General features: G+C 66.9%; 19 protein-coding genes. 11 read left to right on the top strand and 8 right to left on the bottom strand.

What is annotated here, in order from left to right:
• Window positions 1-5: 5 nt before the first annotated feature.
• On the bottom strand, window positions 6-398 hold the full coding sequence (locus tag K0O64_RS27905; RefSeq protein ID WP_096312520.1) for a DUF1622 domain-containing protein: 393 nt from the start codon (window positions 396-398) through the stop codon (window positions 6-8).
• A gap of 7 nt (window positions 399-405) precedes the next feature.
• Complete coding sequence (locus K0O64_RS27900; protein ID WP_125477510.1) at window positions 406-879, bottom strand: hypothetical protein; 474 nt, start codon at window positions 877-879, stop codon at window positions 406-408.
• A 160-nt stretch (window positions 880-1,039) separates the two neighbouring features.
• Here K0O64_RS27900 and K0O64_RS27895 point away from each other — a divergent pair, with 160 nt between their 5' ends.
• The 7 genes from K0O64_RS27895 to K0O64_RS27865 all read left to right on the top strand — a co-directional run bounded on the left by K0O64_RS27895 (window position 1,040) and on the right by K0O64_RS27865 (window position 12,179).
• The gene (locus K0O64_RS27895) at window positions 1,040-1,744 is read left to right on the top strand and encodes a response regulator transcription factor (RefSeq protein ID WP_164520251.1); all 705 of its coding nucleotides are present in this window, start codon (window positions 1,040-1,042) and stop codon (window positions 1,742-1,744) included.
• The gene (locus K0O64_RS27890; RefSeq protein WP_096312518.1) at window positions 1,722-3,224 is read left to right on the top strand and encodes a sensor histidine kinase; all 1,503 of its coding nucleotides are present in this window, start codon (window positions 1,722-1,724) and stop codon (window positions 3,222-3,224) included. Before K0O64_RS27895 ends, K0O64_RS27890 begins: the two co-directional genes overlap by 23 nt.
• The gene (locus tag K0O64_RS27885; RefSeq protein WP_096312517.1) at window positions 3,221-5,017 is read left to right on the top strand and encodes a glycosyltransferase family 39 protein; all 1,797 of its coding nucleotides are present in this window, start codon (window positions 3,221-3,223) and stop codon (window positions 5,015-5,017) included. Before K0O64_RS27890 ends, K0O64_RS27885 begins: the two co-directional genes overlap by 4 nt.
• A gap of 44 nt (window positions 5,018-5,061) precedes the next feature.
• On the top strand, window positions 5,062-6,306 hold the full coding sequence (locus K0O64_RS27880) for a bifunctional glycosyltransferase family 2/GtrA family protein (protein WP_096312516.1): 1,245 nt from the start codon (window positions 5,062-5,064) through the stop codon (window positions 6,304-6,306).
• The gene (locus tag K0O64_RS27875; RefSeq protein ID WP_096312515.1) at window positions 6,303-8,213 is read left to right on the top strand and encodes an ArnT family glycosyltransferase; all 1,911 of its coding nucleotides are present in this window, start codon (window positions 6,303-6,305) and stop codon (window positions 8,211-8,213) included. Before K0O64_RS27880 ends, K0O64_RS27875 begins: the two co-directional genes overlap by 4 nt.
• Window positions 8,214-8,532: 319 nt before the next feature.
• Complete coding sequence (locus K0O64_RS27870) at window positions 8,533-10,272, top strand: alkaline phosphatase family protein (protein WP_164520156.1); 1,740 nt, start codon at window positions 8,533-8,535, stop codon at window positions 10,270-10,272.
• Between the two features lie 29 nt (window positions 10,273-10,301).
• Complete coding sequence (locus K0O64_RS27865; protein ID WP_096312513.1) at window positions 10,302-12,179, top strand: alkyl/aryl-sulfatase; 1,878 nt, start codon at window positions 10,302-10,304, stop codon at window positions 12,177-12,179.
• A gap of 12 nt (window positions 12,180-12,191) precedes the next feature.
• Here K0O64_RS27865 and K0O64_RS27860 read toward each other — a convergent pair whose 3' ends face one another.
• From K0O64_RS27860 to K0O64_RS27840, 5 genes are read right to left on the bottom strand one after another with little or no spacing between them, the layout of a single operon-like run.
• Window positions 12,192-13,166: an NADPH:quinone oxidoreductase family protein gene (locus tag K0O64_RS27860; protein WP_096312512.1), complete on the bottom strand. Its 975-nt coding sequence runs from the start codon at window positions 13,164-13,166 to the stop codon at window positions 12,192-12,194.
• A complete protein-coding gene (locus K0O64_RS27855; protein WP_071948687.1) occupies window positions 13,166-13,789 on the bottom strand; it encodes a TetR/AcrR family transcriptional regulator in 624 nt (207 codons plus the stop codon). The genes K0O64_RS27860 and K0O64_RS27855 overlap by 1 nt, the downstream gene beginning before the upstream one ends.
• Window positions 13,786-15,093, bottom strand: a complete 1,308-nt coding sequence (locus K0O64_RS27850) for an acyl-CoA dehydrogenase family protein (protein ID WP_096312511.1) — start codon at window positions 15,091-15,093, stop codon at window positions 13,786-13,788. Before K0O64_RS27850 ends, K0O64_RS27855 begins: the two co-directional genes overlap by 4 nt.
• A gap of 10 nt (window positions 15,094-15,103) precedes the next feature.
• The gene (locus K0O64_RS27845; RefSeq protein ID WP_071948689.1) at window positions 15,104-15,862 is read right to left on the bottom strand and encodes an SDR family NAD(P)-dependent oxidoreductase; all 759 of its coding nucleotides are present in this window, start codon (window positions 15,860-15,862) and stop codon (window positions 15,104-15,106) included.
• 1 nt (window position 15,863) lies between these two features.
• Window positions 15,864-16,907: a phosphotransferase family protein gene (locus K0O64_RS27840; RefSeq protein ID WP_071948690.1), complete on the bottom strand. Its 1,044-nt coding sequence runs from the start codon at window positions 16,905-16,907 to the stop codon at window positions 15,864-15,866.
• Window positions 16,908-16,994: 87 nt separating this feature from the next.
• On the opposite strand from K0O64_RS27840, the gene K0O64_RS27835 reads away from it, so the two are divergent.
• Genes K0O64_RS27835 through K0O64_RS27820 form a run of 4 tightly spaced genes read left to right on the top strand, consistent with a single transcriptional unit; the run spans window position 16,995 to window position 20,984 of the window.
• Complete coding sequence (locus K0O64_RS27835) at window positions 16,995-18,146, top strand: CaiB/BaiF CoA transferase family protein (protein WP_071948691.1); 1,152 nt, start codon at window positions 16,995-16,997, stop codon at window positions 18,144-18,146.
• Between the two features lie 14 nt (window positions 18,147-18,160).
• Window positions 18,161-19,324, top strand: a complete 1,164-nt coding sequence (locus K0O64_RS27830; RefSeq protein ID WP_096312510.1) for an acyl-CoA dehydrogenase family protein — start codon at window positions 18,161-18,163, stop codon at window positions 19,322-19,324.
• Between the two features lie 18 nt (window positions 19,325-19,342).
• Complete coding sequence (locus tag K0O64_RS27825) at window positions 19,343-19,948, top strand: histidine phosphatase family protein (RefSeq protein WP_096312509.1); 606 nt, start codon at window positions 19,343-19,345, stop codon at window positions 19,946-19,948.
• Between the two features lie 13 nt (window positions 19,949-19,961).
• A complete protein-coding gene (locus K0O64_RS27820; protein ID WP_096312508.1) occupies window positions 19,962-20,984 on the top strand; it encodes a phosphotransferase family protein in 1,023 nt (340 codons plus the stop codon).
• Here K0O64_RS27820 and K0O64_RS27815 read toward each other — a convergent pair.
• Window positions 20,981-21,355 carry a LapA family protein gene (locus K0O64_RS27815; protein WP_071948695.1) on the bottom strand — a complete coding sequence of 125 codons (375 nt, stop codon included), beginning with the start codon at window positions 21,353-21,355 and terminating at the stop codon, window positions 20,981-20,983. The genes K0O64_RS27820 and K0O64_RS27815 overlap by 4 nt on opposite strands.
• Window positions 21,356-21,372 lie beyond the last annotated feature (17 nt).

The raw sequence follows: 21,372 nt of genomic DNA, 5'->3' as shown, positions 1-21,372 counted from the left end.
CCGCATCATTGCGGACGCGTGGCCGTCCCGGGCGTCGGCGCGGCGGGGTCGGTCGAGGCTTGCGGCTGCCGGTTCTTCTGCCACGGCCAGTAGCCGGTGATCTCCAGCTCCAGCGAGAAGCTCAAGAACGTGCGGATCAGCACGATGCCGGCCAGCACCGCCACGCTGCGGGCATCCGGCGTCACGGCGACGGTGCGGATGATGTCCGCGGCGACCAGAAGTTCGAGCCCCAACAGGATCGAACGGCCGAGCTGTTGACGGAAGGCCCGGTAGGCGTCGCCGGTTCGCAGACGCCGGAGCACACCCGCGGCCGAGAGCAACGCGCCGATCGCGATCACGGCGACACCCGTCGCGTCGATCGCTTTGCCTACCGTCTCGATGACCTCAAAGAAGTTCACCGAAAAATTATCTGGCGGGCATCACCATCGTCGCTGTAGCCGCGCCGCCCTGTTCGGTCGCGCGTATCGAGACCTGCGTGCCGGTCTGCAGCGGCTGAGGCGGCTTGCGGGTGTCGGTGTTGAGCACGTAGGTGTGGCTGTAGCCGTCTTGGCTGCGGACCGTGACGGAGGTGTCGGTAACGGCGGTGACGTCGCCGGTCTGGGTCAGTTCGGTGCTGAATCCGCCCTTTCCGTCGGAGACGACGCTCTCGCCGTGCAGCGACCGCTGCGACCCGCCGGGGCCACCGGGTCCGCCGCCACCCCAACCGGGCGGGCCGCCCGCATGCCCGTCACCGCTGCCGCCGGTGGCGGCGTAGACCACCACGCCACCGACCGCGGCCAGCGCCGCCGCGATCCCGACCGCTGCCACGGTTGTGCGGGTTGACCAGGTCTTGGAGTGCTCCGCCGGGGTGCCCCATACGGGTTGCTGTTCGACAGTCATGAATCCACGGTGAGCAGCCGAGCTGTGCGTCCGCTGTGCCGAGCGTCAGCGCGCACTGTGCGTAGGGTTTCACAGCCGGGACATAGGAATGCCATAGGAACCGCTCATCGCCGCTCCCATACTGGAGAACATGACCTCTTCAGCGGCGGAACGTGTCGTCATGCGCCGAGCCGACGGCAACCCGATCACCGTTCTGGTTGTCGACGACGAAACCGTGCTGGCCGAGATGGTGTCGATGGCCCTGCGCTACGAGGGCTGGACCATCGCCACCGCCGCCGACGGCGCGTCGGCGATCACCGCGGCGCGCAGCGCGCGCCCGGACGCGGTGGTGCTCGACATCATGTTGCCCGATATGAGCGGCCTGGACGTGCTGCGGAAATTGCGCGAGCAGAACCCCCAACTGCCGGTGCTGCTGCTGACCGCCAAGGATGCCCTCGAAGACCGCATCGCGGGGTTGACGGCGGGCGGCGATGATTACGTCACCAAGCCGTTCTCCATCGAGGAAGTCGTGCTGCGGCTGCGGGCGCTGCTGCGCCGCACCGGCGTGACCACCGAGGACAGCGGCGCTCAGATCGTCGTCGGCGATCTGGTGCTCGACGAGGACAGCCACGAGGTGACCCGGGGCGGCGAACCGATCTCGCTGACGTCCACCGAATTCGAGCTGCTGCGTTTCCTGATGCGCAATCCCAAGCGGGTGTTGTCGAAAGCCCAGATCCTGGACCGGGTTTGGAGCTATGACTTCGGTGGCCGGTCCAACATCGTCGAGCTGTACATCTCATACCTGCGCAAGAAGATCGACAGCGGGCGCGATCCGATGATCCACACGTTGCGCGGCGCGGGCTATGTTCTCAAACCTGCGAGCTAGCACCAGGTCGCTGTCTGCGCGGCTGCTCATCGGTCAGCTCTGCCTGCTGCTCGTCGTCTGCCTCGGCATCGGCGCGGTGACAATCCTTGCGCTGCACCAATATTTGATCGGTGAGGTCGACAATCAGCTACGCGAGACCGCGCACCGGTCGGCCGTCATCTACGGCGAACCGCCACCGCCTCCACTGCCGCCGGCGTTCCGGGACAATCGGCCGCCGTGGCCCCGCCCGGGCCCCGGCCCGCAGTTCCTCGATGCTCCTGGCCAGCCGATCGGGATGATCGCGGCGGTCATCACCAACGGCAGCGCCAGCGACGCCGGCCTGCTCGGTCCTGGCGGCGTACGCACGCAGGTACCGCCCGGTGCAGTCGACCAACTCGCGCAGAACGCAGGGCAACGCCGACCGGTGACCCGCGACCTCAAAGGTCTCGGCGACTACCGGGTGATGTCGGTCCGAAGCAGGCTCACCGGCGAGACGCTGGTGATCGGGATGAGCCTGGGCAACCTCAATGCGACGCTGTTGCGGGTCGCGCTGACGTTCGCGGTGGTCACGGCGGCCGCGCTCGCGGTGGCCACCACCGCAGGCATCCTGATCAACCGTCGCGCGCTGACGCCGCTCACCCGGGTGGCCGCGACCGCGGGAGAGGTGGCGAACCTGCCGCTGGATCGCGGTGAGGTTGAGCTGCCGGTGCGGGTACCCGAGATCGACGCGAACCCCTACACCGAGGTGGGCCGGTTGGGGTTGGCACTGAATCGGATGCTCGACCATATCTCGACCGCGCTCTCGACGCGGCAGGCCAGCGAGAGCCGGGTGCGCCAGTTCGTCGCCGACGCCAGCCATGAGTTGCGCACCCCGCTGGCCGCGATCCGCGGTTATACCGAACTGGCGCAACGTAAACGGGACCAAGTGCCCGATGACGTCGCGCACGCCATGGGCCGGGTGGAGTCCGAGGCCGAACGGATGACCCACCTCGTCGAGGACCTGCTGCTGCTGGCACGCCTGGACTCAGGTCGCCCGTTGGAACGCGAGCCCGTCGACCTGTCGCGGCTGTCGGCCGACGTCGCCAGCGATGCCCACATCGCCGGGCCGGACCACGAGTGGAACCTCGATGTGCCGTCGGATCCGTTGTATGTCACCGGTGACGACGCCCGCCTGCATCAGGTGGTGGCCAACCTGTTGGCCAATGCCCGCACCCACACCCCGCCCGGGACGTCGGTGACGTTGTCGTTGCACGCCGAGCCGGATGCCGCTGTGCTGCGGGTGGTCGACGACGGGCCGGGTATCCCGGCCGGGCTCCAGTCCGAGGTATTCGAGCGCTTCGCGCGCGGGGATACCTCCCGGTCCCGCAAGGGCGGATCCACCGGACTGGGCCTGGCGATCGCCTCGGCCGTCGTGCGGGCCCACGGCGGCAGCATCACGCTGCACAGCGTCCCGGGCCTGACCGAGTTCGCCGTGCGGCTGCCCCGAACGAACGAATCATGATCCGCAGCAAGCACTATGGAGCGCTGGCGCTGCTGTTGGCCGCGACGGCGGTGCTGTACATGTGGAACCTGGGCGCCAGCGGCTGGGCCAACCCGTTCTATTCGGCGGCGGCCCAGGCCGGCGCCGAGAACTGGACGGCCTGGCTGTTCGGGTCCAGTGATGCGGGCAATGCGATCACCGTCGACAAGACACCCGCCGCCCTATGGGTGACGGGTCTGTCGGCGCGAGTGTTCGGTGTCAACTCATGGGCAATCCTGCTGCCCCAGGCGGTGTTCGGTGTCGCGGCGGTCGCGGTGCTCTACGCGGCGGTGCGCCGGGTCAGCGGGCCATGGCCCGGGTTGCTCGCGGGTGCGGTGCTGGCGTTGACCCCGGCGGCGGCGCTGATGTTCCGGTTCAACAATCCCGATGCGCTGCTGGTACTTTCGCTGGTCACCGCCGCCTACGCCACGCTGCGCGCGTTGGACAGTGACGCCGCATGGTGGTGGCTGCCGCTGGCGGGGGTCGCGGTCGGGGTCGGCTTTCTGGCCAAGATGATGCAGGCCTTCCTGGTGTTGCCCGCGCTGGGCGCGGTGTTCCTCATCGCCGCCGACGCGCCGTTGCGGGCGCGGTTCGTCCGGCTGGCGGTGGCGGTGGGTGCGCTGGTGCTCTCCGGCGGTTGGTACCTCCTGCTGGTCGCCTTGTGGCCGGCGACTCTGCGTCCCTATATCGGCGGTTCACAACACAATTCGATCGTCGAACTGGCGCTGGGCTATAACGGCTTGGGCCGCATCACCGGTGAGGAGACCGGCGGGCTGGGCAACATGAACTTCGACGCCGGATGGGCGCGATTGTTCGGCAACGAGATGGGCACGCACATCGCGTGGCTGGTGCCCGCCGCGGTCATCGCGATCGTCGCCGGGCTGGTGCTCACCCGGCGCGCACCGCGTACCGATCTCACCCGAGCCGCGCTGCTGCTGTGGGGCGGCTGGCTGGTGGTCACCGCAGTGGTGTTCAGTTTCGCCAACGGCATCCTGCACCCATACTACACCGTGGCGCTGGCCCCCGCGGTCGCCGGCGGGCTCGCGACCGGTACGGCACTGCTGTGGCGGCATCGCACCGACATTCGCGCCGCGACCACACTGTCGGGGGTGGTGGTCATCACCGGAGTTCTGACGTACCTTCTGCTACACCGTGATTCGCAATGGCTGCCCTGGCTTCGGGTCGCCGTTGTGGTCACCGCGATCGGCTGCGCCCTGCTGCTTCTGGTCGTGGTCCGGCTGCCGCACCGGGTGGGCACGGCCGTGGGTGCGCTGGCAGTGGTCGCCGCACTCGCCGGGCCCGCCGCCTTCTCGATGGCCACCGTCGCCGCGCCGCACAGCGGTGCGATCCCTTCGGTGGGTCCGTCGAGCACGCGGAGCGGGCCGCCGGGAGGAATGTTCGATGCGCCGCGGCCCGGCACGACGCTGACGGCGGCGCTGCGCCAGGACGCCGACCAATTCACGTGGGCCGCTGCTGCTGTCGGATCCAGCAACGCCGCCGGGTATCAGCTCGCGACCGGCTCGCCGGTGATGGCCGTCGGCGGCTTCAACGGCACCGATCCCGCACCGACCCTCGAGCAGTTCCAGGCTTACGTCGCCCAGCGGCGCATCCACTGGTTCATCCGCAGCGACATGCCAGGATTCATGTTCGGCAACCGGACCGGTAGTGACGCCGCCGAACAGATCCAGCACTGGGTGAGCGTCAATTTCACGTCCCGCGACATCGACGGCGTGACGGTCTACGACCTGTCGCAGGGATTCACAGCCGCCGCATAGCAAAGACAAATTGGGCCCTCACCGCGGCCGTCGACCATAAAAGCATGACCATCACCGACCTCCCCGTGGCACGCCGACGCAACGCCGCACTGATCGCCGCAGACCGCGGTGTGCCCGTGCTCGATGTCGTCGTGCCGGTGTACAACGAGCAGGCCGTTCTGGCCGACTCGATCCACCGGCTGCACCGGCACCTGCGGGAGGCGTTCCCGTTCTCGTTCCGCATCACGATCGCCGACAACGCCAGCATCGACGACACCCCCTCGCTCGCCGCCGGGCTGGCCGCCGATCTGCCCGAGGTGCGCACGGTGCGCCTGGAGCAGAAGGGCCGGGGACGGGCGCTGCACGCGGTGTGGTCGACCTCAGATGCGCCGGTGCTGGCCTACATGGACGTTGACCTCTCGACCGACCTGGCTGCGCTGGCGCCGCTGGTGGCACCGCTGGTGTCGGGGCATTCGGATCTGGCGATCGGTACCCGGCTCAGCCGCGGTTCACGGGTCGTGCGCGGCGCCAAGCGGGAGGTGATCTCACGCTGCTACAACCTGATCCTGCGCTCGACGCTGTCTGCCAAGTTCAGTGACGCACAATGCGGGTTCAAGGCGATCCGCTCCGGCGTCGCCGCCGAGCTGCTGCCCTACGTCGAAGACACCGGCTGGTTCTTCGACACCGAGCTGCTGGTTCTGGCCGAACGCAGCGGCCTGCGTATCCACGAAGTGCCCGTCGACTGGATCGACGATCCCGACAGCCGGGTCGACATCGTGGCCACCGCCATCGCCGATCTGAAGGGAATTGCCCGCTTGTTCAAGGGTTTTGGAACCGGGCAGATCCCGGTGCAGGCCATCGGTGCCCAGTTCGGCAACCAGGCCGGCGCACCGAAGTCACTGCTGAACCAAGGTGTGCGGTTCGCGGCGATCGGTATCGCGTCGACGTTGGCCTACCTTCTGCTGTTCCTGCTGCTGCGTCCGATCGGCGCCCAGGGTGCCAACCTGGTTGCGCTCTTGGTGACGGCGATCGCCAACACCGCGGCCAACCGGCGGTTCACGTTCGGGGTTCGCGGTCGCACCGGCGTGGCACGACACCAGTTCGAGGGATTCGTCGTCTTCGGCATCGGGCTGGGGCTGACCAGTGGTGCGCTGGCCCTGCTGCACATGCTGGGTGAGCCGCACCGGGCCGTCGAACTGCTGGTACTGATCGCGGCCAATCTGATGGCCACTGTCGTTCGCTTCGTGCTGTTGCGCGGCTGGGTGTTCCACCCCCGTCGCACCGGCCAGACTGTTGGAGGAAAGTCATGACCATGCTTGCCGAACACACAGAAAGGCCGACGGTCATCGATCCACAGGACGAGCCGCGTGCGCTGCGTCCACGGTGGGTGCGACCGGCACTCGGTCTTCTGCTTGCGGTCACCGCCCTGCTCTACCTGTGGGGCCTGGATGCCGCCGGATGGGCCAACGAGTATTACGCGGCCGCCGTGCAGGCCGGCACACAGAGCTGGAAAGCGTTACTGTTCGGCTCGATCGACGCGGGCAATGCGATCACCGTGGACAAACCGCCGGCCGCACTGTGGGTGATGGCCTTGTCCGGCAGGATCTTTGGATTCAGCACGCTGTCCATGCTGGTGCCCCAGGCGCTCATGGGGGTTGCGTCCGTGGCATTGGTCTACAGCGCTGTACGCCGCGTCAGCGGTTATGGTGCCGGCCTGCTGGCCGGAGCCGTGCTGGCACTGACGCCGGTGGCCGCATTGATGTTCCGGTTCAACAACCCCGACGCACTTCTGGTCTTGCTGATGGTGGTGGCCGCCTACTGCGTGGTCCGCGCGCTGGACGGTAAGTCCACCCGTTGGATAGCGCTGGCCGGTGTCGCCATCGGGTTCGCGTTCCTGACCAAGCTCCTGCAAGCTCTGCTGGTCACCCCCGCCTTCGCGCTGGTGGTGCTGGTCGCGATCCCGGGCAGCGTGTGGCGACGGCTGCGCGACCTGGCGATCGGTCTGATCGCGATGGTGGTGTCCGCCGGCTGGTATTTGGCTCTGGTCAGCCTCTGGCCCAGCGAGTCCCGGCCCTACATCGGGGGATCCACCAACAACAGCCTGCTCCAGCTGGCGCTGGGCTACAACGGCTTGGGGCGGGTGTTCGGCGGTGACGGAAACCCGGGCGGCAGCTCGGGCTCCGGCGGCGGTCCCGGACCGATGGGCGGCTCGATGTTCGGCGGTTCCACCGGCATCACCCGAATGTTCGGCGAGTCGATGGGAACCGAGATCTCCTGGCTGTTGCCTGCCGCGTTGATCGCTCTGGTGGCCGGACTGTGGTTCACCCGACGCGCGCCGCGCACCGACCGGACCAGGGCGGCACTACTGCTGTGGGGCGGCTGGCTGGTGGTCACGGTCGTGGTGTTCAGCTTCATGAAAGGGATCATGCACCCCTACTACACGATCGCGTTGGCGCCGGCGATCGGTGCGGTGATCGGTATCGGTGTGCGAGAACTGTGGCGCGGCAGGGACTTTGCGGCGCCCCGGATCGTCCTCGCAACGATGCTAGTGGTCACCGGGGTGTGGAATTTCATCCTGCTCGATCGCACGCCGGAGTGGATGCCCTGGTTGCGCTGGACCGTTCTGGTCGGCGCGATTCTGGTGTCCGCCGTGCTGGTGGCCGGCGCTCATCGGCTGGGCCGGTGGACCGTCGCGGTCGCCGCGGCAGGCCTGCTGTTCGGGCTCGGCGCGACCGCGGCCTACACGGTGGAGACAGTTGCCGGTAGCCACGGTGGCGGTATCCCGACGTCGGGTCCGGCCCGCGCCGGTGGCGGATTCGGCTTCGGTGGTCCCGGCGGGCCCGGGGGGCAAGAGGTGCTGCCATCGGACAACTCCGAACTCAAGGATCTGCTCCTGCAGGCCGACAACCGTTGGGCCGCAGCCACTGTCGGGTCGCACGTCGCCGGCAGTCTCGAACTCGCGACCGGCACGTCGATCATGTCGATCGGCGGGTTCAGCGGCGGCGACAACTCACCGACTCTGGAGCAGTTCCAGAACTACGTGGCGTCCGGGCAGGTCCACTACTTCATCGTCGGCGGCGGTCCCGGTGGCAACCATCGCGGTGGCCCAGGCGGGGAGTCGGGCACCGGAACACAGATCACGCAGTGGGTGCAGCAGCACTTCACCGCCCAGGACATCGGCGGCACGGAGGTCTACGACCTGAGCGCGCCGAAGTAACCCGTCAATTACGGTCCGCGCAGGGCCCGTACTTCGTACCATCTGGTGTATCGGGTCGGCGGGAGTACGGGTCATGGGCAATGCAGCACATATCGGCAGGGTCGGGGCGTTAGCGGTAGCCCTCGGAATCGGTTCCTGGTTGGCCAGCACGCCCTGTGTGGCGGACGCCCAGCCGTCGAACACCTCGACAACGGGAAGCACAGCATCGGCGGGTAAGCCCAAACCGACGGCGGTGGCCAAGTCGCACCGTGTGACGCCTAGCTTGGCGACGGCTCAGTCGTCTGCCAAAGCCAATAAGCCGCAGCAACTTTCGGCTCCGGTGGCACACGTTCCGACGGCGCACTCGATCGCCACCACGTTGCATTCCCTCCTCGGCGATGGGACGCCGCCGTCGCCGGCCACGATCTCGTCGATGCTGGCCTACATGGGCGACGAGCTACGTCGCATCACCGGTGTCGGCAAGACCGGGGCGGTGACGACCAGTGCGGTGCCCGCCACCGGCCCCAACCTGCTGATGAACCCCGGCGCCGAACTCGGCGATACAGCCGGGTATGGCAACAGTGCGGTCAGCGTGCCCGGGTGGACTGCATCCGGCACTCCAACGGTGGTCAAGTACGGCGAGCTCCGCAACGCGTGGCCGGTGGGTCTGAGCTTCGCCTGGCCGAATCTTCCCGCCATCGTGTCGTTCCCGGGCGTCAACGCCGCGCCACCCAGCGGCGGCAATCAGTTCTTCAGCGGCGGAGATGTCGCCACGTCGGCGCTCACCCAGACGGTCGACCTCAGCGCCTCCAAGACTGAAATCGACACCGGAACGGTGCCGTTCAACCTCAACGGTTACCTGGGCGGGTACCTGTTCGACCCGTCGTTCGCCACGGTGAAAGTCACGTTCCTGGATGAGAACCAGACCTACCTCGGCAGTTCCTCGATCGGTCCGGTGTCCAATCTGGACCGTTGGGGGCAGACCGGATTCCGGCAGCGCACCGCCATCGGGACCGTCCCGGTCGGCACGCGCAGCGCCGTGGTGACCCTGACCATGCACGACCTGAATCCGGTGGTGATCGGTTTCACCGCCAGATTCAACAATGCGTACGCCGACAACCTGTCCTTCAGCATCGGCACCGCCCAGGCGGCGCCGCCCGACCCGACGCCGCCGGTGTCAGATGTCCAGCCGCTCGATCATGTGTTCCTGATCTATATGGAGAACAAGGGCTACAACGACATCGTCGGTAGCCCCAACGCGCCGTATCTCAACAGCTTGATCAATGCGTACGGGCTCGCCAACAACTATTACGCCGTCACCCATCCCAGCATGCCGAACTACTACGCGATCGTCGGCGGCCAGGTCTACGGCAAGACCTACAACTGTGATTCGGTGTGTATCAACGATCCGAACAACCTCACGGTCAACCTCACCGCTCACGGCAAGACGTGGTCCGCCTACGCGCAGGGCATGACGCCGGGACAGCCACTAACGCCGACCGCGAACTATTCGCCGGACCAAACCCCTTATCCCGCCTTCGCCGGAATCGGGGACAACCCGGCCTATGCGGCCGCGCACATGTTCCCGTTGACGCAGTTGGCCACCGACCTCAATACGCCCGGGCAGACAGCCAATTTCGTGTGGGTCGCTGCCGACGAGAACTCCAACGGCGAAGGACCGGTCAACTCGCTGGCGGGGGTGGCGCATTTCGCGTTCTCGCAGATCGATCCGCGCCATCAGTACAACGTTCCGGCGTTGGACGCGTTCCTGCAGGAGAACGTGACAACAATCATCAACTCCGAGGAGTGGAAGAACTCGAAGTCGGCTCTGATCATCACGTTCGACGAGGACAACAACAACATCACGCTGGGCTTCGGTAACGAGGGCAATCACGTCGTCACGGTCGTGATTCCGTCACCGCTGGCGGTCAGCGCGGGCGGAATGCAGGGCGGCGCGTTTGTCGTCACCGATCATTACGACCACTACAGCACTCTGCGCACGATCGAGGATGCGCTCGGTGTGCCCTACATGACCAACAACGACAAGTACGCCCAGCCGCTCAACGGATTCTGGACCTGACTCCGTCGCTCTAGGCAAGGATGTCGGGTATGACACCCAAGCCGCCGTCGGCCGTCATCGAGACCGCCCATGACGAGCACCTGCAGTCCCTGCCGTTCGAGGACACCGCTGATTTCGCCGATGCCGATCGCGGTTTCATCGCCGCGCTGACGCCGTGTGTGGTGAAAGCCGCCGACGGACGGGTGGTGTGGGACAACGACGCCTACGGATTTCTCTCCGGGGACGCGCCGACGTCGGTCCACCCGAGCCTGTGGCGGCAGAGCACGCTGGCCGCCAAACAGGGCCTCTACGAAGTGGTCGAGGGCATCTACCAGGTGCGCGGACTGGACCTGTCCAACATCAGCTTCATCGAGGGCGACACCGGCATCGTGGTGATCGACCCGCTGGTCTCCACCGAAACCGCCGCGGCGGCACTCGGGCTCTATCGCGCGCACCGCGGTGACCGCCCGGTCGTCGCCGTCATCTACACCCACTCCCACGTCGACCACTTCGGCGGTGTCCTCGGGGTGACCACTCAGGCCGAGGTCGACGCAGGCAAGGTCGCGGTGCTGGCGCCCGAGGGTTTCACCGAGCACGCGGTTCAGGAGAACGTCTACGCGGGCACCGCAATGGCGCGTCGGGCCGGCTACATGTACGGCGCCGTCCTTGACCGCGGACCCCAGGGACAGGTCGGCTGCGGGCTGGGGCAGACGCCGTCGACCGGCGAGGTCGCGATCATCGTGCCGACCGTCGACATCACCACCACCGGCGAGACGCACACCATCGACGGCATCGAGATCGAATTCCAGATGGCGCCGGGCACCGAGGCGCCCGCCGAGATGCACTTCTATTTCCCGAAGTTCCGCGCCCTGTGCATGGCGGAGAACGCGACGCACAACCTGCACAACCTGCTGACGCTGCGTGGCGCCCTGGTCCGTGACCCACACGGTTGGTCGGGTTACCTGACCGAGGCCATCGACACGTTCGCCGACCGCACCGACGTGGTGTTCGCCTCGCACCACTGGCCGACGTGGGGGCAGGACAACATCGTCGAATTCCTTTCCCTGCAGCGCGATCTCTACGCCTACCTGCACGACCAGACGCTGCGCCAACTCAACCAGGGTTACACCGGCATCGAGATCGCCGAGAGCTTCCAGATGCCGCCCGCGCTGCACAAAGCGTGGCATGCCCACGGCTACTACGGATCCGTGAGCCACAACGTCAAAGCCGTCTACCAGCGGTACATGGGATGGTTCGACGGCAACCCGGCACGGTTGTGGGCGCATCCACCGGAGGCGATCGGACCGCGCTACGTCGAAGCGATGGGCGGCGCCGACCGGGTGGTCGAGCTGGCGCGCGCCGCCGCGAAATCGGGTGACTATCGTTGGGCGGCAACCCTTCTCGATCATGTAATATTCACCGACGAGAATCATGCCGCTGCTCGGGAGCTGTATGCGGACACCCTGGAGCAGATGGCGTACGGTGCCGAGTGCGCGACGTGGCGCAACTTCTTCCTGTCCGGCGCCACCGAATTGCGCGACGGCAATTTCGGCACACCCACCGCGGTCTCACCGACGACGCTGCTGGCGCAGCTCACTCCGGAGCAGATGTTCGACGTGCTGGCGATCAGCGTGAACGGTCCGCGGGCCTGGGATCTCGACCTCGCACTGGACATCTCCTTCGGGGACCTCAGCACCAACTACCGGCTCACCCTGCGCAACGGTGTGCTGGTCTACCGCCAGTGCCCGGCGGATGAGTCGACGGCGACGGCAACCATCCGGTTCGCCACCAAGTTACGGCTATTAGCCGTCGCGGGAGGCGATTTCACGTCGCCGGGCCTGGAGATCACCGGCGACGCGGAAGCCCTGCAGAAGCTCCTCGGTGCGCTCGATCAGCCGGATCCGAGCTTCAACATCATCACGCCCTAGATCTTCTCGCCGTCAGGCGACGTCGATGACGACCTTGCCGATCGCCTTCCGGTCGGCGATGTAGCGCAACGCGGTGGCCGCCTGCTCGAGCGGGAATCGGGCACCGATGTACGGGCGCAGCTTGCCCTCGGCGAACAGCTGCGCGATCTCGGCGTCGTCCCGGGCGATCTGGTCCGGATAGTCGGTGGCGAATGTCCGGATCTCCATGCCCTGAACGGTGATTCCCTTGAGCATCACCAGGTTCAGTGGGATTGCCGGGATGGAGCCGGCGGCATAACCCAGCGTAACGAACTTGCCGCCGCGGCCCAGACTGCGCAGCGCGGGCTCGGAGTAGCGTCCGCCGACCGGGTCGAGAACCACCTGCGCACCGCGCTCGCCGGTGATCTCCTTGAGGCGGCTCTTGAGGTCTTCGCTGTCGTAGTCGATGACTTCGGTGGCGCCACGCTGGCGGCACACCTCGAGCTTCTCCGCGCTGGATGCGGCAGCAATCACCTTGGCGCCGAACAGAACTGCGATGTCGACGGCGGCCAGGCCGACCCCGCCGCCTGCGCCCAGTACGACCACCCAGTCGCCGGGCTTGACCGGGGCAACCGTGCGCAGGGTGTAGTAGGCCGTCCGGTTGGTTACGCCGAACGCCGCGGCATCGGCGTAGTCGACACCGTCGGGGATGCGGGCCAGGCCGCGAGCATCCACCACCGCCTGTTCGGCGAAGGCGCCGACGAACGTCGTCGCTGAAACTCGGTCGCCGGGCCGATAGTCGACGCCGTCGCCGACGGAGAGCACCTCACCGGCCATCTCGCTGCCCGGGCTGAACGGCGGCGGCACCTTGATCTGGTACTTGCCGTCGATCAGCAGCACGTCGGGGTAGTTGACCGCGGCGGCGTGCACCTTGACCACGACCTGGCCGGGACCCGCTGTCGGGTCGGGCAATTCGTCCAGCACCAGATCCTCTGGCGTGCCGTATTCGCGGCAGACGACGGCGCGCATCAGCTCGTCCCTTCCGATACGCCAAGACCGCGCAGGCAAAACCCGACGAGGTGGCTGATGTCCTTGCGACCCGGCTGGTCGGTGGAGTCCACATAGCGACGCATCGTGCCGACGGTACACACGAACACCGCGTCGGCATCACGCCGGGGATCGGTACTGCCCAATTGGCGGATCGGCTCGACCAGCAGCTCACGCATCGCGGCCATGGTCTCCTCCTCGCCCATCCGACGCTTGTCGGAGTCCGACATCTGCCCGACGAGGGCGCGGCTCATGCCGATCAGCTCGGGGTCGGCAACCTGGGCCAATGCCCCGCTGATCCACCGGGTGATCTTGCCGACCGGCGTGCTCTCCTTGGCCATCTGATGTTCGAGATACGAGACCACCAGTCCCACACCGCGTTCCATGACGGCCAGCATCAGGTCGTCCTTACCGGCGAAGTACCGGTAGAACGCCTTGTTGGACACCCCGGCCGCGGCGACGATGTCGCTGACTCGCGGCGCGTCGGGGGAGACCCGCTGCATCTCCCGCACGGCGGCGGCCAGGATGCGCTCCACCTCCTCCGTGGCCTCCCGCTGTCGGTCGTCGAGGGCGCGCACCACCGCGGCCGCGGCTCTGCTGGTCACGGCGAAACAGGAAGCGCGGGAATGCGATCGATCAGGTGGCCGTATTTCTCCCGGGCCCGCTCGATCCGGTTGGGCAGGAATTCGCTGGGCCAGACCGGATCGTCCGGCTCGTACCCCTTGAGGATCTGCCGGGCCAGGTTGACCTTGTGTGCCTCGGTCGGCCCGTCGGCCAGGCCCAGCGTGATCCCGCCCATCAGCACACTGGTCAGCGGCATCTGGTCGGTCAGGCCGAGGCCGCCGTGGACCTGGATCGCCCGCATTCCGATGGACTTCAGCACGTTCGCGGTCGCGATCTTGCAGGCCGCGATCGCCTCGCGCGCGGCCCGTTCACCGCCGGTGTCGACCAGCCACGCGGCATGCAACACCATCAACCGGAATTGGGTCAGCTCCACGAACGAGTCGGCGACCATCTCCTGGATCAGCTGCTTGTCGGCCAGCAGACTTCCCTGGGTGAACCGGCTTTTCGCGCGCCGGGCCATGGCGTCGATCGCGCGCTGAGCCACCCCGATGGAGCGCATGGCGTGGTGCAGCCGGCCGCCGGCCAGCCGCGACTGCGCAACTCCGAAGCCCTGACCCTCATCGCCCAGCATCGCCGACGCCGGCACCCGGACATTGTCGTAGTGCACCAGCGAGTGCCCGGGATCGTGAGAGTACGAGCCGACCAGATGGTGCGTCGCCTCGATCTTGACCCCCGGGGTGTCCGCCGGCACCAGGAACGTCGACGCCCCCTTGTGCACGGGCACGTCCGGATCGGTGATCGCGACGACGATGAAAAACGAAGCCACCGACGCATTCGACGACCAGTACTTGCGGCCGTTGATGACCCAGTCGTCACCGTCGCGGACCGCGCGGGTGGTGAACACCCGCGGATCGGACCCACCCTGCGGCTCGGTCATCGAGAACGTGGAGAAGATCTCTCCGGACAGCAGCCCGGTCAGGTACTGCTCCTTCTGCTCCTCGGTGCCGAAGCGGGCGAGGATTTCGGCGTTACCGGTATCGGGTGCTTGTGTGCCGAAGATGATCGACGACCACGTTGCGCGACCGAGGATTTCATTGATCAGCGTGAGTTTGACCGCCCCGAAGCCCTGACCGCCCAGCTCGGGTCCGAGGTGCGGTGCCCACAGGCCCTGGTCGCGTACCTTCTGCTTGAGCGGGTCGACGATCCTGCGACGCTCATCGTTGAGCGGCAGGAACTCACAACTGGGGAAGATCACCTCGAGCGGCTCGATCTCCTCGCGCACGAAGTTCCGGATCCACTCGAGCTTCTCCTCGAATTCCGGCTCGGTGGAAAAGTCCCATGCCATGTTTGACTCCTCAGGGGATGCCGCCGTCGGCCCGAAGGATCGAGCCGGTGGTGAAGCTGGACGCGTCGGACATCAAGAACAGTGCGGCGCCGATGATTTCGGCGGGCTCACCCGCGCGCTGCAAAGCATGGCGGCTGAACGGATTTCCATCGCCGAAATCCCACGCCTTGCTGATATCGGTGAGGAACGGGCCGGGCATCAACGTGTTGACCCGCACCGTCGGCCCGAACGCCGCGGCCAGCCCCTCGGTCATCGCGTTCAGCCCGGCCTTGGAGGCCGCGTACGGAATGAACGACGGATGCGGGCGCAGCGAACCGTGGGTGCTGACATTGATGATCACCCCGCCGCCGTCGGCAACCATGCGTTCACCCACGAGCGCCGAAAGGCGGAAGGGTCCTTTCAGATTCAGATTCATCACCGCGTCGAACAGCTTTTCGCTGACATTGCTGAGCTTGTCGTAGGTGGGCGACATGCCTGCGTTGTTCACCAGCACGTCGAGCTTGCCGAACCGGTCGTAGACGGCCTGTACCAACCCGTCGAGCTCATCCCAGCGTCCGGCGTGGACACCGTAGGGCATTGCGGTGCAGCCGGTTTCGCTCTCGATCTCCTTGGCGGTGGCGACACAGGATTCGAACTTGCGGCTGGCGATGACCACGTCGGCTCCGCAGCGGGCGGCCGCCATCGCCATCTCGCGGCCCAGGCCGCGGCTGCCGCCGGTGATCAGCACCACCCGGCCGGTCAGGTCGAAGAGCGTGTCTGCGTATCCCATATCAGGCCGCCTCACCGGACTGTGCCAACTGGGCGGCGGTCTCGATCAGGCCGGGCACCATTGCCCCGAACGCCTCGACCACCTTGGGGTCGGCCTTGCCGCCGTTGACGGCCGCCGCGTACGTCTTCTCCAGCACGATGCCGAGCTTCCAGTTGGCCAGCACCAGGTAGTAGTGGATGTTCTCGCATCCCAACCCGCTGACCTTTTCGTAATGCGCCAGAAGCTCACTGCGGGTGGGCATGCCGTCCATCGGGAGATAGAAACCGGTCTCCTTCGGGTGTTCCCCGTCGTAACCCAGCAGTGCCCATGCGACGTCGAGCAGCGGATCGCCGATCGTGGTCATCTCCCAGTCGACGATCGCAGCCAGTCGGCCGGGAGCACCGTGGGCGTACATCACGTTCGCGAACTGGTAGTCGCCGTGCATGATTCCCGGCGTGTAATGCGCGGGCCGGTTGTTACGCAACCACTCCGACGCGATGTCCAGACCGGGCAGTTCGCGCACCTTGAACGACGCCAAGAACGACAGCCAGCGATCCACCTGCCGGTCGTGGAAGCCGTCGGGTTTACCGAACCCCTCCAGCCCCTGGGCCTTCCAGTCCACCCGGCCCAGCTTCGCAGCCCCCTCGATCAGCTGGAAGGCCAGGTCACGCCGGGCCTCGAGGTCGGTGTCGAACGGGCTTTCCCAGCCGCCCTCCATCGGGCTCCAGCCGTCGACCTCCTTCATCAGATAGAACGGCTTGCCCAGGACCTCGCCGGTCTCGTCGGCGGCGACCAGCTCGGCGTGCGGCACGTCGGTGCCCTTGAGCGCTCGTTCCAGCCGGATCTCACGCAGCAGCTCACCGAGCCGCCGCTCGTCGGCGCGGGGGCCCGGCATCCGCAGCACCATGCCCTCGCCACCGCGCGTGATCCGGTAGAGCACGTTCTGCGATCCGCCCTTGAGGACCTCGGCGACGGCTTCCTCGCCCTGGCCGGGGGCGTCCTGGGTATCGAGCCATCGGCCGAGTGTCGTGGTGTCCAGGTCCACGGGATTGTCCGTTCTCGTCATGGAACTCCTCACTCTCCGTGCGGAGAATAGCATTCTCCCGACGCGGAGCCACTAGCCTTTGGCGAACGCATAGCGAAAGGGGCGTCGATGGCCGGACCGCTGGAGGGCATCAAGGTTGTCGAGCTCGGCGTCTGGGTCGCCGGGCCGGCTGCTGGGGGAATCCTGGCCGACTGGGGCGCCGACGTCGTCAAGATCGAGCCTCCGACCGGTGACCCCGGTCGGATGTTCGGCCGGATGCTCGGCCTCGACGACGATGAAAACCCACCGTTCGAGATGGACAACCGGTCCAAGCGCAGCATCGTGCTCGACCTCACCACCGACGGGGGGCTGGCAACCGCTCGCCAATTGCTGTCGGCCGCAGACGTTTTCGTGACGAACGTCCGGCCCGACGCTCTTGCCCGGCTCGACCTGGACTACGAGAAGGTGGCAACGCTCAACCCGGGCCTGGTGTACGGGTTGATCACCGGATATGGCGAGACCGGACCGGAAGCCAACCGCCCGGCCTACGACGTCGCCGCGTTCTGGGCCCGCTCCGGGGTGGCCGACCTGCTGACCCGCCCCGGCGACAGCCCACCGTTCCAGCGCGGCGGGATGGGCGACCACATGACCGGGATGACGCTGGCCGCGGCGATCAACGCCGCGCTGGTCGCCCGCGCCCGCACCGGTGAAGGACAGCTGGTGACCACCTCGCTGTACCGCCAGGGCGCCTACACCGTGAGCTTCGACCTCAACACCTTCCTGCAGACCGGCAGGCCCATCGCGATCGGTCAGCGCGAGACGATGTTCAACCCGTGCATGAACAACTACCTCACCGCCGACGGCCGGCGACTCTGGATCGTCGGTCTGGAAGCCGACCGGCACTGGCCCTCGTTGTGCCGTGCGGTGGGGCGTCCGGAGTGGTTGAGCGACAACCGGTTCACCACCGCCAGGGACCGCGCGATCAACTCCCGTGAATTGATCGCGACTCTCGACGAGATCTTCGCGACCAAGACGTTGGCCGAGTGGGCTTCAGTGTTCGACAACGAACCTGACCTGTTCTGGTCGCCGGTGAACTCGATGGAGGACGTGCTCGGTGACGAGCAGTTCCATGCCGCGGGCGGTCTGGTCGACGTCCCCGACGGCGGCCCGATGATCGCCACCCCGGCCGATTTCCACGGCACCCCGTGGGCACCGCGGTCGGCCGCCCCAAAGCTCGGCGACCACACCGACGAGATTCTGGCGGAGTTACAACAAGGCTGAGTAATGTAACGGCCATGGATTTCTCCCTGGTCGCGCTGTCCCGCGAGGACGAGGAGTTTCAGCGTCAGGTGCGCGCGGACCTCGCCGAGCTGGTGACCGACGAGGTGATCGAGCACGATCGGCAGACGGGGGAGAACTTCCACGAGGGTCTGCATCTGGCGCTCGGCGAGCGCGGGTATCTGGCCAAAGACTTCCACGACGAGGCCCACGGCGGGTTCACCGCCGTGCAGCGCAGGATCTGGGAGCTGGAGATCGGCCGGGTGCACGCCCCGTGGTTTCACTGGCCGACCACGATGATGGTGGCCAAGGCGGTCGCCAAGTTCGCCGACCCGGATCTGGTCGCCGAGCTCATGCCGGCCGTCCTTTCAGGGCACCGCAGGCTGTGCCTGGGCTACACCGAGCCCGAGGGCGGCTCCGACGTCGCGACATGCAAGACGCGGGCGGTGCGGGACGGCGACGCGTGGATTATCAACGGCTCCAAGATGTTCACGTCGAACGCGCACAACGCGCAGTACGTCTTCCTGATCACCAACACCGACCCGGATGCGCCCAAACACAAGAGCCTGACGATGTTCCTGGTTCCGCTGGATTCGCCGGGCGTGGAAATCCAGGGGATCCGCACGGTCGACGGGGATCGCACCAACATCACCTACTACAGCGACGTCCGCGTCGACGACAAGTATCGCGTCGGTGCGGTCAACGGCGGCTGGACGGTGCTGCGGGACGCGCTCAACGCCGAGCACGGCACCATCGAGCGCGACACCGAAGGCCTGCAGAAGCTGGCGACGATGACCGAGCACATCCTGCTCACCGCGGAGGCCGTCGACCGGGTGGCCGCCGTGGCACGGGTGGACGACGACGCGGTGGCCTACCGATTGGGCCGCGCGGCGGCCCGCCTGGAGGTGGCGTTGAGCGCACCGGCGATGTCCGGACGGGTCTCGATCGCCCAGACGATGCGCGACATCACGCCGGATTTAATGGACCTCTTGGGCACCGCCGCCAGCCTGCCGGTCGGTACCTCAGGTGCGGCCGACAACGGTGGCGCGGAGTACATCTTCCGATTGGCTTCGCCGGTGGGCATTTACGGCGGAACGCTGGAAGTGTTCCGCAACATGATCGCCCAGCAGATCCTCGGCCTCGGTCGCCCCGCCTACGCGCCGCCGGGCAAGCCGCGGTAGTCCCTTATCGTTGCCCGCATGCAGTTGTTGCTTGTCAGGCATGCGTTGCCCCACCGGACCGAGGCCGGCGAAGGGGCCGATCCCGAACTGTCCGAGGAAGGCTGGCGGCAGGCCGAGCGGCTGCCCGCGGCCCTGGCGCGGTTTCCGATCACCCGGCTGGTCCGCAGCCCGCAGCGCCGAGCGATCCAGACGGGCGAGCCCGTCGCGAAGGCCCTCGACCTGGCCCTCGACGTCGACGAGCGGCTCGCCGAGTACGACCGCGGACTGTCCCACGTGCCGATCGAACAGGTGCGAAAGGAGAAGCCCGAAGAGTGGGCGCGGATGGCGGAGGGCAGGCTGCCCAGCAGCGTCGACGAGGGTGAATTTCGCGGCCGGATTGCCGCGGCGCTGTCCGATATCGTCGGTGCCGCCAAGCATGACGACACGGTCGCCGTGTTCAGCCACGGCGGCGTGATCAACGTGATCCTGCACGAATTACTGGGCACCAAGCGGTTGCTGTCGTTCCCGATCGACTACGTGTCGATCACCCGCCTGCTGTATGCCCGCAACGGCTTCGGGACCGTGGCGGCCGTCAACACCACCGAACATGTTTGGGATCTCTTGCCGCGCAAGCAACGCTATTAGCTATACATAGCTGGTGACTTCTCTGGACGGGCTCGACCTGGCGGCGTTGGACCAGCACCTGCGATCGGCGGGTATCCCGCGCAGCGGCGAGCTGCAGGCGGAGTTCATCTCGGGTGGTCGGTCGAACCTGACCTTTCTGATCTACGACGACGCGTCCAAGTGGGTGCTGCGCCGCCCGCCATTGCACGGCCTCACCCCGTCGGCACACGACATGGCGCGTGAATACCGGGTGGTGGCCGCACTGGCCGGCAGCCCGGTACCGGTCGCACCGGCGGTCACCATGCGGGACGACGACTCCGTCGGGGGTGCGCCGTTCCAAATGGTGGAATATGTGGCGGGCCAAGTGGTTCGCACCCGTGCCGAACTCGACGCGCTCGGCGACGCCGCCGTCGTCAGCGACTGCGTCGACAGCCTCATCCGCGTGCTCGTCGACCTGCACGAGGTCGACCCCGATGCCGTGGGCTTGAGCGATTTCGGCAAGCCGATCGGATACCTCGAACGGCAGGTACGGCGCTGGGGTTCGCAGTGGCAACACGTCCGGTTGCCTGACGACCCGCGCGACGCCGACGTGATGAGGCTGCACACCAAGTTGGCCGAGGCCGTTCCTGCGGAAAGCCGTAACTCGATCGTGCACGGCGACTACCGCATCGACAACACCATCATCGACCCCGACGACCCGACAATCGTTCGGGCGGTGCTGGATTGGGAGATGTCCACTCTCGGTGACCCGCTGGCCGATGTCGCGGTGATGTGCGTGCAACGCGATCCGATGCTGGATCTGATCTCCCGCGAACAGAAGTCCTGGACCGCCCCGCAGATGCCATCGGCTGACGATCTTGCGCAGCGCTATTCGGTGGTCTCGGGAAATTCGTTGGCGCACTGGAACTTTCAGATGGCACTCGGGTATTTCAAATTGGCCATCATCGTGGCCGGAATCGACTTCCGGCGGCGGATGTCGGCGGACGCTACCGACGACGACCAAGCCGGCGAGGCCGTTGCCGTGCTGATCAGCCGTGGCTTGGAAACGTTCGGCTAGATCTGACGGGCCGCTTTCAAATTCTTCTTCGCCGCACGACGGAGCTGGAAGATTCGCGCCGCCCCGGCAAGGACGGTCACCAGGCCGCCGGCCACCGCTGCCATCAAGATCGCGACGCCCAGTGGCAGCGACCAGTGCCAGCCGAAGAAGGCAAACGATGCCGATTCGGTGTTCTGGGCGATGAAGACCAGCAGGATCGTGAGGACCAGCAGTCCGGCGATCACCGAGGACCACAGCGCTGCGGCACGGGTGAACTTGACTTCCTTGACCGCGGCCGGCGTGCTGGTCGTCGAAGGCGCCGGGGCGGGAGGAGGCGGCGGAATCGGCGGCGTGGCCTCGTGCTGCGGCCCTAACGGTTCACTGCTCGTCATCCGGTCATTGTTCCCTG

The sequence above is a fragment of the Mycolicibacterium pallens genome, assembly GCF_019456675.1.
GTDB lineage: Bacteria > Actinomycetota > Actinomycetes > Mycobacteriales > Mycobacteriaceae > Mycobacterium > Mycobacterium crocinum.
This window is presented reverse-complemented; position numbering and strand designations above follow the sequence as displayed.

Excerpts from the sequence above, each read along its gene's own strand:
- K0O64_RS27890 (WP_096312518.1), top strand. The coding sequence starts at position 1,722 with ATGTTCTCAAACCTGCGAGCTAGCACCAGGTCGCTGTCTGCGCGGCTG.
- K0O64_RS27835 (WP_071948691.1), top strand. The coding sequence starts at position 16,995 with ATGGCCGGACCGCTGGAGGGCATCAAGGTTGTCGAGCTCGGCGTCTGG.
- K0O64_RS27840 (WP_071948690.1), bottom strand. The coding sequence starts at position 16,907 with ATGACGAGAACGGACAATCCCGTGGACCTGGACACCACGACACTCGGC.
- K0O64_RS27865 (WP_096312513.1), top strand. The coding sequence starts at position 10,302 with ATGACACCCAAGCCGCCGTCGGCCGTCATCGAGACCGCCCATGACGAG.
- K0O64_RS27845 (WP_071948689.1), bottom strand. The coding sequence starts at position 15,862 with ATGGGATACGCAGACACGCTCTTCGACCTGACCGGCCGGGTGGTGCTG.
- K0O64_RS27900 (WP_125477510.1), bottom strand. The coding sequence starts at position 879 with ATGACTGTCGAACAGCAACCCGTATGGGGCACCCCGGCGGAGCACTCC.
- K0O64_RS27850 (WP_096312511.1), bottom strand. The coding sequence starts at position 15,093 with ATGGCATGGGACTTTTCCACCGAGCCGGAATTCGAGGAGAAGCTCGAG.
- K0O64_RS27825 (WP_096312509.1), top strand. The coding sequence starts at position 19,343 with ATGCAGTTGTTGCTTGTCAGGCATGCGTTGCCCCACCGGACCGAGGCC.
- K0O64_RS27885 (WP_096312517.1), top strand. The coding sequence starts at position 3,221 with ATGATCCGCAGCAAGCACTATGGAGCGCTGGCGCTGCTGTTGGCCGCG.
- K0O64_RS27830 (WP_096312510.1), top strand. The coding sequence starts at position 18,161 with ATGGATTTCTCCCTGGTCGCGCTGTCCCGCGAGGACGAGGAGTTTCAG.
- K0O64_RS27860 (WP_096312512.1), bottom strand. The coding sequence starts at position 13,166 with ATGCGCGCCGTCGTCTGCCGCGAATACGGCACGCCAGAGGATCTGGTG.
- K0O64_RS27815 (WP_071948695.1), bottom strand. The coding sequence starts at position 21,355 with ATGACGAGCAGTGAACCGTTAGGGCCGCAGCACGAGGCCACGCCGCCG.
- K0O64_RS27880 (WP_096312516.1), top strand. The coding sequence starts at position 5,062 with ATGACCATCACCGACCTCCCCGTGGCACGCCGACGCAACGCCGCACTG.
- K0O64_RS27875 (WP_096312515.1), top strand. The coding sequence starts at position 6,303 with ATGACCATGCTTGCCGAACACACAGAAAGGCCGACGGTCATCGATCCA.
- K0O64_RS27895 (WP_164520251.1), top strand. The coding sequence starts at position 1,040 with ATGCGCCGAGCCGACGGCAACCCGATCACCGTTCTGGTTGTCGACGAC.